Raw genomic sequence first — 12268 nt, 5'->3', positions numbered from 1 at the left:
AAAAAATATCTAAGATTTCGATAGTTCGACAAGCTCACTACAGGCTAAGCTCAATTTGACACCGTTAAATCATACATTTAGTATTAGGTTTGTCAGTCTGAGCCTGTCGAAGACTAGAATTAATATGTATTGAAAATCAATATTATAAAAATATCAGAAAAAATTTTAACCGAAGAAATTTTTATCTTCGGTTTTTATTTTGAGATTACTTTATGTAGAATTAAAAATCTTCCGGAAAAATCCCTGATGCATATTGCCATACTTCTACAATCTCTTCAAAAGGAATATCGTAGGGCTCATAAAATGTATTATCAGCAGCAACAGTGATGGAACTGCTGTTTTTTGCTTTTAAACGTTTGTAGGTAATTCCGTCATTTAACGTAATAAAAACATATGTATTTCCGGATTTTAAATCATTGATGCCCTCCATATATTTTCCGATAATAAAAGAACCGTCTTTAAACGGAGGCATAGAATCTCCGTCGGCAGGAAAGGCCCTGAACTTTCCATTTTTCAGAAATGGAAGCGAAATTCTCTCCAGGCTCTCAATATATTCGGGATCGCTATAACCTCTCAGATAGCCCATTGTAGCTTTCTGGGGGACAATTTCTATACTTTCATTTCCATTCTGATCTACTACAACAGGTAATACGATTCTATTATCCGGAAGTTTAAGCATATCCTCCAAAGGATATTTTCTTAAATCTACTGATAATAAAAGATCAATACTGACATGAAATAATCTGGAAATTCTGATTAATATATCAACAGGAGGTTTAGACCTGCCACTTTCATATGAAATATATCTTGAAGTTGTTATGGTAATTTGTTGAGACAATTCACGTTGGGTTTTTCCTAATTTCCCTCGCAAAAGTCGTATGTTATCTGAAAAAATTGACATTATTTAAAATTAGAATGTAAAAGTACAAATTGTTTCATGTTTTTAATATAGATTGTGGATAAAAAACACCTGTAAAAGCAGTATTTGAGCCATTTTTAATAAAAATCAGCTTCCGATAATTTCTTTTCTGTGCTGAATTCCCCATTCCACAAGATTATCAATGATGGTTTTTAAAGTCAAGCCGTGCGCTGTAAGTTCATACTGAACGGTAACAGGATGCGTATCCAAAACAGTTCTCTTAACCAGTTTATTGAATTCAAGTTCCTTCAATTCTTTACTCAACATTTTGTTTGAAATACCTTCTACATCATTTAAAATATCAGAAAATCGTCTCTTATTATAATAGCAGACCGAAGAAAGGATGGATATTTTCCACTTTCCGCTCAGCACATCCATTGAATCCTGAACGGCCATCATTTCCTTTTTATGCTGCTTTTCTTCGCGGTTTGCGCATTCCGTAGTTACCATATTGTTATGTTGTTACTTCGAGGTTACTGTTACTTTTCGTAACAAAGTTACCAAAATAAATTTCTCTGATATAACTTTGCATCGCAAACTTTAAGTAAATAAAAAACAATGAGTAAATTAATAAACAAAATAGCAGTAATAACAGGAGCTTCAAAAGGAATCGGAGCCGCAATTGCCAAACATTTTGCTGCAGAAGGAGCAAAAGTAGTCGTAAATTATGCATCCAGTAAAGAAGGTGCCGATAAAGTGGTAAAAGCGATCACCGACAATGGAGGAGAAGCTGTTGCGATACAGGGAGATGTTTCCAAAAAAGAAGATGTGATCCGACTTTTTGAAGAAACAAAAAATGCATTCGGAGGCTTGGATGTATTGGTGAACAACGCAGGAATTTATGATTATTTACCCGTAGAGCAAATCACAGAAGAGTCTTTCCATAATCAATTTAATATTAATGTTTTAGGATCTATTTTTGCAATTCAGGAATCGTTGAAATTATTTGGAGAGAATGGCGGAAATATCATTAATATCAGTTCAGGAGCAAGCAAATCGCCACTTCCGACTGGATCAGTTTATTCCGCTACAAAAACAGCTATGGATGCCTTAACGGTTGCTTTGTCTAAAGAATTCAGCGGAAGAAATATCCGTATCAATTCTATTTTACCGGGTATTGTTGAGACGGAAGGATCTACAGCAGCCGGATTTATTGGCAGTGAAGCCGAGGCAAAATTCGTTTCCAATACACCTTTAGGACGTACTGGTCAACCCGATGACATTGCAAAAGCGGTTGTTTTCATCGCTTCGGATGATGCAGGATGGATTACGGGAGAATTAATTTCCGTTTCAGGCGGAGTTTTCGGATTTTAATTAAATATTTTTATCAATTAAGCCTCTTTTAAAGCAATTTGAAAGAGGCTTTTTAGTTCAAATTTCTAAATTCATTGGGAGTAACACCAGTTCTCTGCTTGAACAGCCTGATAAAATGCTGCGGATATTTAAATCCCAGATCATAAGCAATTTGCGCAATAGATTTATCAATATTAAAAACTCTTTCCTTCGCAACATCAATAATTTTATTCTGAATATATTCCTGAGCCGTTTTTCCGGTTTCTTTTTTTATTAAATCTCCAAAATAATTAGGTGAAAGATGCAGTTCATCAGCACAATAAGCAACAGAAGGTAAGCCAACAGTGAGGGGTTTATCTGATGAAAAATAGGTATTCAATAAATTTTCAAATCTTTCTAAAATTCCTTTGTTTACATTTTCACGGGTGATGAATTGACGGTCATAAAAACGTTCACAATAATTAAAAAACAGTTCAATATTGGACGCGATTAGTTTTTTGCTGTGTTTATCCACAGATTGCTGAAGTTCGGTATTAATAATAGTCAGAAGATCGAGAATTAACTGACGTTCTTTAGCTGAAAGATGCAGCGCCTCATTGGTATTATAACTGAAAAAATTATATTCCTGCATAGCCCTTGCCAATGAAGTTCCTTTAATCAAATCCGGATGAAAAACCAATCCGTGTCCCATTGGCTGGTAAGGATCTGTTTTATTTTCAACATCCAGAATCTGTCCCGGTGATACAAAAACCAAAGTCCCTTCCTGATAATCGTATGTTGCTCTTCCATATTTTAAATCGCCGCATTTTACATCTTTAAGAAAAATACAGTACAGGTTAAAATTCATTTTAGAGCCCGTTCTTATATGAGCTTTGGAGAAATCCAGAACACTCACTAAAGGATGCAACGTCTCGTGATTATTAAAACGATTATAATCATCAACGGTTTCAAAATTAACTACCTTACTCATTATTTTATTCTTTTCGGTGATGTAAAATTACTGATTAAAATTCTCAGAGTAAAGCCCGTACCGCATTATCCGTAATATTGGTTATAAAAGCCGTAATCCGTATACCAACAGCTCCGTCATCAATGGAGAACTTTGCATAAGAAATTATTCAAAACAAAATTTAATTACAAAATAAATTTAAAATTATGCAAAATATAACTTTAAATAACGGATTGGAAATGCCCATCTTAGGCTTTGGTGTATTTCAGATTCCGGATCCGAAAGAATGCGAACAGGCAGTTATCGATGCTATTGAAAAAGGATACCGATTAATTGACACAGCAGCTTCTTACGGTAATGAAAAAGCGGTCGGAAATGCCATTAAAAATAGCGGAATTCCAAGAGAAGAACTTTTTATTACCACCAAACTTTGGGTTCAGGATACGGGATACGAAAACACTTTAAAAGCTTTTGAAAATTCCTTACATAAACTTCAACTCGATTATTTGGATTTATATCTTATTCATCAGCCTTACGGAGATATTTTCGGTTCATGGAGAGCAATGCAGGAATTATACTATCAAGGAAAAATAAGAGCGATCGGTGTTGCAAATTTTCATCCGGACAGAATTGCAGATCTGATAGCCAACAGCGGATTTACTCCGGCAATTAATCAGATAGAAACGCATCCTTTTCATCAGCAAATCGAGACTCAGCAGTTTTTGGAGACAAATAAAGTGCAGATTCAATCGTGGGGACCTTTTGCGGAAGGAAAGAATAATATTTTTCACAATGAAATATTAACGGAGATTGCTGGAAAATACAATAAATCAGTCGCTCAGGTTATTTTACGCTGGTTAATTCAAAGAAATGTTATCGCCATTCCAAAATCAGTCCGTAAAGAAAGAATGGCAGAGAATTTCAACATTTTTGATTTTAAACTGACCGCAGAAGATGTGCAGACCATTCAAACCCTTGATACCAATGCAAGTCTGTTTTTCGATCACAGAGATCCCAATATGGTAAAATGGTTAAGTGAAAGGAAACTAGATTAAGACACTCACAATTTCACTCAAAATACATTAATATGAACCGTAGAGACATTTTAAAAACTGTTGGATTGGCAGCAGCCGGAACAGCTTTGTTGCCGTTTGATTCTTTTGCTAAAGCAGCGACTCAAAATTTTAATACGACTAATAAAGATACATTAATCAGTCGCAGAAAGCTTGGAAAATCGCTGGAAGTTTCTGCTATCGGATTGGGCGTTCAGAATATGAGCCGTACCTATCAGACGACAATTCCGAACCGTACGGAAATGCATAATATTATAAGGAAAGCTTTTGATAACGGCATTACACTTTTTGATGCCGCTGAAGCTTACGGACCATTTGAAGTGGAAAAAATTCTGGGTGAAGGGGTCGCTTCTTTCCGTCATGAAATTGTTATTGAAACAAAATTCGGCTGGAATATCGATCAGAGCACAGGAAAACGCTTGCCAGGTCTGAACAGCAAACCTGATCACATTAAAATCGTTGTGGAAGGGATGTTAAAACGTCTCCGAACCGATCGTATCGACTTACTTTTTCAGCATCGTGTTGATCCGGAAGTTCCGATTGAAGATGTTGTGGGTACAATTAAAGATTTGATCAATGAAGGAAAAGTTTTGCACTACGGACTTTCAGAACCAGGTGCGAAAACGGTAAGAAGAGCCCAAGCAATTCATCCGGTAACAGCGATTCAGAATGAATATTCATTGTTATGGCGAGGTCCCGAAGAAACTATCATTCCGCTTTGTGAGGAATTGGGAATTGGTTTTGTTCCCTGGAGTCCTCTTGGTGTAGGATTTTTAACAGGAGCAATAGATGCCAATACCAACTTTGCATCAGGAGATATCCGGGGTGTGGAAAGCCGTTTTTCAAAAGAAAATCTACTGAATAATCTGGCTTTAGTTGAAATGCTTAAAAAATGGGCAATAAAGAAAAATGTAACACCGGGACAGATTTCATTGGCTTGGCTTTTAGCTCAAAAACCTTGGATTGTACCCATTCCAGGAACGACCCAGATGGCGCATTTATTAGAAAATTCTAAAGCTGAAACGGTAAAACTCTCAGCAGATGAATGGAAAGAATTCAATAAAGAATTGAATACCATAAAAATATCAGGCGAAAGACTGCCTGCAGCCGTTTTACAATACTCAAATGTAGAAGCGCCTTTACAAAAAAAATAATTTAATTTTTTGAAATTAATGAATATGAAAAGTATAAAATTAATCCTAACAGCAATTATTATGACTACAAATACGATAATTTCAGCTCAGACAAAAAATCCTTTTGATTTGGTCTACGCTGATGCCATTAAAGAAAATATAAATGGGAAAGTCAATATTCATCCGGTTACCTACAAACTCAATGGGATTGATATTTCAGCCAATGTTTATACGCCTGCCAATTATGATCCATCTAAAAAATATCCTGCAATAGTTGTGGCACACCCGAATGGTGGTGTTAAAGAACAAACTGCCGGATTGTATGCACAGCGTTTAGCCGAAAACGGATATATCAGTATTTCCGCTGATGCAGCCTATCAGGGAGCAAGTGGCGGTGAGCCGCGTCACACTGACAAGCCTTTTTTCAGAATTGAGGATATTCATGGAATGGCAGACTTTATTTCCGGATATCCGGGTGTTGATGCCAACCGTTTGGGAGCATTTGGAATTTGCGGCGGTGGCGGTTATACGTTAAAAGCAGTTCAGTCTGATAAAAGATTGAAGGCAGTTGCTACCTTAAGTATGTTCAATTCCGGTGAAGTGCGAAGAAATGGTTTTCAGAATTCAGCATTAAACACCATTCAGGAGCGATTGGAACAGGCTTCGGACGCTCGTGCTCAGGAAGCTGCGGGAGGAAAAATGATCTACGCAGGCGTTGCCAATATTAAAGATGAAGATATTGATAAAATATCGACCGATTTATACAGGGAAGGTTATGTTTATTATTACAAAACCCATGCGCATCCGAATTCTACTTTTTTGTATACCATGAGCAGTTTGCTGGACTTGATGACTTGGGATGCCACAGCGAATATGGATCTGATTAATCAGCCTTTATTAATGATCGCAGGAAGCAAAGCCGATACAAAATACATGACGGGTGAAGCTTTTCCAAAGGCTGTTAACGCCAAATCGAAAGAACTTTTTGTGATTGACGGAGCAACTCACATACAAACTTATTGGAAGCCCGAATATGTAAATCAGGCCGTAAAAAAACTCGTGGATTTCTTCGGAAAGAATCTTTAGATTAAAACATTAATGCAAATCTCAAAGTTTAAAATTTTAATCCGATGTAGCGTATTTACGTATTTTGATAATACCATTCATACAATTCTTTTGAAAGATTATTTGTTTGAAAATGAAAATTTTGAAGATACAATTAATAGATTATTATCAAAATTCACAACTAAAAAAATAGACTTTTATAAACTTGTAGAAATGTCTTTTCATTCCATAAATAACGAGGAAATTATTGCTGATTTTTATGTGCTTTTAGAAGAAAAATATTTTGATAAAGAAAATGTAAGCAGAGTTGATCAAAACTTGAAAAGCATTATAAATAAAGAGTATTTTATTATTGGATCGGCTTTAAATCAAATCAAAAAAGATATTTCCCATGAATCGGTTTTGTTTCACATTCTTTCCTCTGTTTTTACCATGCCGGAACTGCAAAGTGTTTGTGAAATTATTACAGGAAAACCAATGATTAGAGGAAATTTTTACAGAAAAATGATGTCATTGGAAATATTGGATAAAATGGGGATCAGAAAGACAGGACAAGCTTATAAATCGCCTGTTTTATATCGTTTTAATAAAAAATATTTTGATCTTGTAAAAGAAGGCGGTTTTATATTTTGAAAAAACAATTAATATTTGAGCCTTAGAGAAAGGTTCCAAAACCATCCAATCATTATTTTTGTTAAATTTAATAGATCAAATCACTTCAAAATGGAACAAATAGAAGCTTTAAAAACAATAAGTTATTCAGGGATTTTTCTTTCCTGCTTTTCAGAAGAGAGCACAAAATGTATCCATTCGACTCCGGAGCATGTTTTGGTGTATCTGTATTCCGGAGAGCAAATTATTGAAGACAGAAATAAAACCATAAAACTGAAAGCAGGAGACTGCGCTTTGGTAAGACGGGATCATCGGCTTAAAATGTACAAAAACGGTAAAGGAAAAGACTTATACAAAGGTATTTCTCTTACTTTCAAACGAAGTATTTTACGTGAATTTTACAGTAATTTAAATAAAACCGATATTCCTGAAAATGTAAAAATCTCAGATCAAAATGTTTTTAAAATAGATCCTGACACTGCGATTACAAGTCTTTTTCAATCTTTAAATCCATACTTTGACAGCAATATAAAACCTACGGAAAGTATTACAAAACTGAAGCTTTTGGAAGGAATTTATGCATTATTAAATAGCAATGAGCAGTTTTACCCGATTTTATTTGATTTTGCAGAACCCTGGAAAGTCGATATTCTCGAGTTTTTGAATGACAATTATACAGATGATCTTTCCATGGGGCAAATTGCATCTTTTACAGGGCGAAGTCTGGCAACTTTTAAAAGAGATTTTAAAAAAGTAAGCAGTTTAACTCCACAAAAATGGCTGATGAAAAAACGGTTGGAAATGGCTTATATTAAACTAAAAGAAGACGGTAAAAAAGTTCATGATGTCTATTTTGAAGTCGGTTTTAAAAATCCTTCTCACTTTTCTACTGCATTCAAAAAGCAATATGGCTTTGCACCTTCTGAAATTTAACTTTTATTTGGGAATCTGAGCTTTTGAGAAAACTAATTTGAGCCTCGCAGAAAGATCATTGCAAGGCTTTCATTTTAACTTTGTATCAGAAAATAAAGGAAAAATGAAAGAGGGTTCAATTTTTGAAAGGCTGAAAAATGGCGAAACCATATTACCGGATGACTCCCAAATTCATCTTTTGCGGGAAGCTTCTTACAAAACCAGAGATTTACTTATTAAGATGAATCAATCTTCGGATAATGAAGATGTCCGAAAAATATTCAATGAAATAATTGGGAGTGAAACAGAAAATTTTACGGTGTTCACGCCAATTTATATTAATTACGGGAAGAATTTAAGCATCGGAAAAAATGTATTCATCAATTTTGATTGTACATTCCTTGATTTAGGAGGGATTACCATTGAAGATGACGTTTTAATCGGTCCAAAAGTAAGTCTCATTACAGAAAATCATCCTTTAGATCCAAACCTTAGAAAAGGATTAATCGGAAAATCGATTCACATTAAAAATAACGCATGGATTGGCGCTAATGCAACTATTTTACCGGGAGTTACGATTGGCGAAAACGCCGTTGTTGCGGCTGGAGCAGTGGTTACCAAAAATGTTCCTGACCATGCTATTGTTGGTGGTATTCCCGCAAAAATCATCAAAACCATCAAATTATAAATAAAAAATGAAATCAAAATATTTAACAAAAGCTACACTCATTGGTGTCTTATTTTCTTCACTAATGTTGTGCAGCGCTTTAAAAAGTCAAAATAAAATGAATACAGAAATTCCAAACATCAGTGATTTTCCTACAGGAGAGGAAAACGTAGGTTATGCTCAATATTTTACAGGTAAATCATGGCTTGCTGCGTTAACTAAAAATAGTGACTTGAATGTTCCTTTATCAAACGTCACATTTGAGCCCGGAAGCAGAAACAACTGGCACAGCCATACCGGAGGACAGCTATTAATCGTCGTGGGCGGTGAGGGTTTGTATCAGGAAAGAGGAAAGCCTGCCAGACATTTAAAACCGGGAGATGTCGTAGAAATTGCCCCTAATGTGGAGCATTGGCACGGCGCAACTTCAAAAAGCTGGTTCTCACATCTTGCAACAACCGGCAATCCGAAAACCAATGAAAATACATGGCTTGAACCCGTTACCGACGAGATTTACAATGAAGCCAACAACCAAATCAAGAAATAATGAAAATAAATAAGTGGAAACTTAGAATTATATTTTTTGTGTTCACTTTAATGACACCCGGTATGAATGCACAAAATAGAATGGAGTTAAATCCTCAGGAACAAAGTGTTGTTAAAATTTCATCATTGACAGCTGTAGGAAATATTGAAAACCTTAAAATTCAACTGAATGCAGGATTGGACAATGGTTTAAGCATCAATGAAATTAAAGAAATGCTGACTCAACTTTACGCTTACTGCGGTTTTCCAAGAAGTCTGAATGCGATCAATACTTTTAAAAAGGTTTTAGAAGAAAGAAAAGCAAAAGGAATTAATGACCAAGAAGGAAAGAAAATTGTTGTAGAAAACAATCCACCGGATAAATATGAACAAGGCAGAAAGGTTTTGGAAGCATTAACAAAAACTCCTCAAGCCAAGCCTGCTCCGGGATTTGGAGAATTTGCACCACGAATTGATGTTTTTTTGAAGGAACATCTGTTCGCAGATATTTTCGCGAGTGATGTATTAAATTTTAAGCAAAGAGAATTGGTCACAATCTCTGCATTGGCTTCATTAGATGGGGTAGAAGCACAACTACAGTCGCATATCGGCATTGGAAAAAATATGGGAATTACAGAAGAACAATTGGTGCAGACTGCCGATTTAATTGAAAATACGGTCAGTAAAACGCAGGCAAATACAATTCGTAAGATTATTTCTAAACCCTTAAAATCGATTACAGAACCTGATATGATGGTTCGCATCGCTGAAATCGAAATCGTTCCTGAATATCTTGAAGAATACAAAAGGATATTGAAAGAAAATGCCGAAGCATCTGTAGAAAAAGAAAAAGGAGTCATTGCAATTTTCCCGATGTACCAACAGGAAAATCCCTTACAAATACGCATCGTTGAAATTTATGCTGATAAAACTACCTATAACTCCCACTTGCAATCTTCTCATTTCCAACACTATAAAACAACAACTTTAAAAATGGTAAAATCATTAAAACTTGTAGAAATGAATGCTGTAGACAAGGAAGTGATGCTTGGAGTATTTAAAAAATTAAAATGAAAAACATAAAATTACTATCACTTACTGCGATGCTTTTATTTTCACAAAAGGGATTTAGTCAGTCAAAATCAGTAAAAATGAGCAATACCGCAGAACATTATACATTTACATTAAGCGACAAAGTGAGTCGTCAGAAAGTTACCTTCAAAAACCGTTATGGAATCGCATTATCCGGAGATTTATATCTTCCGAAAAATGCAGGTGATCAGAAATTATCAGCTTTGGCAATCAGTGGACCTTTTGGAGCTGTAAAAGAACAGTCTTCGGGTTTGTATGCCAATCAGATGGCGGAAAGAGGTTTTGCTGTTATCGCTTTCGATCCGTCTTACACGGGAGAAAGTGGAGGAGAACCTCGTAATATTGCGTCTTCAGATATTAATACAGAAGATTTTAGTGCTGCGGTGGATTTTTTAGGACTCCAGAAAAACGTAGACAGAAATAAAATCGGGATCATCGGAATTTGTGGTTTTGGAGGTTTTGCTTTGAATGCAACAGCGGTCGACAAACGTGTAAAAGCAGTGGCAACCACAAGCATGTACGATATTCCAAGAGTTGCTTCGAAAGGATATTATGACAAAGTCACTTTGGAAGAACGTACAAAAACATTGGAGCAAATGAGCCAGCAACGTTGGAAAGATGCAGAATCCGGAACAACCGCCTCGGGACCTCGCTCCAATGCAGAAAAATTGAAAGGAGATGAGCCACAATTCATTAAAGACTATTTTGATTATTACAGAACTCCGAGAGGTTTCCATGAGCGTTCCGTCAATTCAAACGGAGCCTGGGCGGCAACCAGCGGATTCTCTTTAATGAATATGCCAATTCTGACTTATATTAAAGAAATTTCGCCCAGACCAATTTTGATTATTGCCGGAGAAAATGCTCATTCAAGATATTTTAGTGAAGATATTTACAAAATGGCTGCCGAACCAAAAGAATTAATGATTATTCCAAAAGCTGTTCACGTAGACTTATATGACAAAGTTGATATTATTCCTTTTGATAAACTGGAAAGCTTCTTTAGTGAGAATTTAAAATAGAATTAAATTTTACAAAAACCTTCTTTAAATGAGTTAAAGAAGGTTTTTTATTTTTTTTTAAATTTATGATTAATAACAATCGATTACATTATTTAAAAATTTCATATATTAACTACATTTAACAAAAATATTAATACATAAATTATTTTTTAATGATTTTTTTTCAATAGTTATAATTATATTTGCCGCGTAAAAAACTATATACTGAAATTAGTTTTAGAGCAAATTGTATAAAAGTTATACAATAATGCAAATAAGCTTATAACTACTACATGAAAAAAATAATCATTACACTATTTCTATTAGCTCTTGGAAGTAAAAACTTGACCGCACAAATTGGCATCCAAACATCCAATCCACAAGCTACTTTCCATATCGACGGCGCCAGAGACAATCCTGCTACAGGAATACCATCTGCTTCGCAACAGGCTAATGATGTAGTTGTAACGTCAACTGGAAATCTAGGAATAGGCACAAACACTCCTTCTACAAAACTGGACATTGTAAGTTCTACTCCCGGAGCACTCAAAATAACAGACGGTACACAAGGTAATGGTAAGATTTTAGTATCAGATGCTAATGGAGTAGCTACTTGGCAAAATACTTCACCATCGGTTGTTATTACTTCTACAACGGGTAGTGCTGTAACAATCGGAGGAAATCTTGTCTGGCTGGGATCTGCTGCTACAGTAACGATTCCGGGATATTATCTGATCAGTCCAAGATTGATTACAGATTTCGCTCCGGCCAACTGTTCTGGTTTTATCGCCTATAATTTGAGTACCAGTACAACAAGTTTGGTCAATCCGGCATTTCCATTACAGGAAGCTCACTTTGCATCTACGATTGGTAACAATAATTTTATATATTCTACCAATGTAGCTTATCTTAATGCCGGAACTTATTATATGCTGGTAAGATATGGTGCAGTTTCACAATGTACCTCACATGTAAGCCGAAATACAGCATCACAAAACAGTTTTACCCTAACTTTACTAAAATAAAA

At 35.4% G+C, this 12268-nt stretch carries 14 protein-coding genes; 11 read left to right on the top strand and 3 right to left on the bottom strand.

The genetic code is table 11. The features are described from left to right. Positions 1-220: 220 nt before the first annotated feature. Positions 221-901: a LexA family transcriptional regulator gene (locus M2373_RS01365; protein WP_259106648.1), complete on the bottom strand. Its 681-nt coding sequence runs from the start codon at positions 899-901 to the stop codon at positions 221-223. Between the two features lie 105 nt (positions 902-1006). Then, entirely contained in the window at positions 1007-1369 is a 363-nt protein-coding gene (locus M2373_RS01360; protein WP_259106645.1) for a helix-turn-helix domain-containing protein, read from the bottom strand. 108 nt (positions 1370-1477) lie between these two features. Between M2373_RS01360 and M2373_RS01355 the strand changes: the two genes are divergently transcribed. Next, positions 1478-2233 (top strand): SDR family NAD(P)-dependent oxidoreductase, encoded by a 756-nt coding sequence (locus M2373_RS01355; RefSeq protein WP_259106643.1) that lies wholly within the window; start codon positions 1478-1480, stop codon positions 2231-2233. 52 nt (positions 2234-2285) lie between these two features. On the opposite strand, the gene M2373_RS01350 is transcribed toward M2373_RS01355, so the two are convergent. Continuing rightward, complete coding sequence (locus M2373_RS01350; RefSeq protein WP_259106641.1) at positions 2286-3182, bottom strand: AraC family transcriptional regulator; 897 nt, start codon at positions 3180-3182, stop codon at positions 2286-2288. A gap of 185 nt (positions 3183-3367) precedes the next feature. Between M2373_RS01350 and M2373_RS01345 the strand changes: the two genes are divergently transcribed. The 10 genes from M2373_RS01345 (at position 3368) to M2373_RS01300 (ending at position 12266) form a co-directional block, all read left to right on the top strand. After that, positions 3368-4216, top strand: coding sequence for an aldo/keto reductase (locus M2373_RS01345; RefSeq protein WP_259106639.1), 849 nt, complete (start codon positions 3368-3370; stop codon positions 4214-4216). A 32-nt stretch (positions 4217-4248) separates the two neighbouring features. After that, positions 4249-5388, top strand: coding sequence for an aldo/keto reductase (locus M2373_RS01340; RefSeq protein WP_259106637.1), 1140 nt, complete (start codon positions 4249-4251; stop codon positions 5386-5388). Between the two features lie 24 nt (positions 5389-5412). Beyond that, a complete protein-coding gene (locus M2373_RS01335) occupies positions 5413-6453 on the top strand; it encodes an alpha/beta hydrolase (RefSeq protein ID WP_259106635.1) in 1041 nt (346 codons plus the stop codon). Positions 6454-6555: 102 nt separating this feature from the next. Then, on the top strand, positions 6556-7065 hold the full coding sequence (locus tag M2373_RS01330; RefSeq protein WP_259106632.1) for an NrtR DNA-binding winged helix domain-containing protein: 510 nt from the start codon (positions 6556-6558) through the stop codon (positions 7063-7065). A gap of 90 nt (positions 7066-7155) precedes the next feature. Further along, positions 7156-7977 carry an AraC family transcriptional regulator gene (locus M2373_RS01325; RefSeq protein ID WP_259106630.1) on the top strand — a complete coding sequence of 274 codons (822 nt, stop codon included), beginning with the start codon at positions 7156-7158 and terminating at the stop codon, positions 7975-7977. Between the two features lie 103 nt (positions 7978-8080). Then, entirely contained in the window at positions 8081-8644 is a 564-nt protein-coding gene (locus M2373_RS01320) for a DapH/DapD/GlmU-related protein (protein ID WP_259106628.1), read from the top strand. Positions 8645-8741: 97 nt separating this feature from the next. Continuing rightward, positions 8742-9170, top strand: coding sequence for a cupin domain-containing protein (locus M2373_RS01315; RefSeq protein ID WP_259106626.1), 429 nt, complete (start codon positions 8742-8744; stop codon positions 9168-9170). Positions 9171-9232: 62 nt separating this feature from the next. Further along, a complete protein-coding gene (locus M2373_RS01310; protein ID WP_259106623.1) occupies positions 9233-10222 on the top strand; it encodes a carboxymuconolactone decarboxylase family protein in 990 nt (329 codons plus the stop codon). 77 nt (positions 10223-10299) lie between these two features. Next, on the top strand, positions 10300-11262 hold the full coding sequence (locus M2373_RS01305; RefSeq protein WP_409013177.1) for an alpha/beta hydrolase: 963 nt from the start codon (positions 10300-10302) through the stop codon (positions 11260-11262). Between the two features lie 272 nt (positions 11263-11534). Next, entirely contained in the window at positions 11535-12266 is a 732-nt protein-coding gene (locus tag M2373_RS01300) for a hypothetical protein (protein WP_259106619.1), read from the top strand. The last annotated feature ends 2 nt before the right edge of the window (positions 12267-12268 follow it).

Origin of the sequence: Chryseobacterium sp. JUb7, assembly GCF_024806495.1 — a bacterium.
Classification (GTDB): domain Bacteria; phylum Bacteroidota; class Bacteroidia; order Flavobacteriales; family Weeksellaceae; genus Chryseobacterium.
The sequence above is the reverse complement of the archived record's forward strand: the minus strand, read 5'-3'. Positions and strand labels throughout refer to the sequence as shown.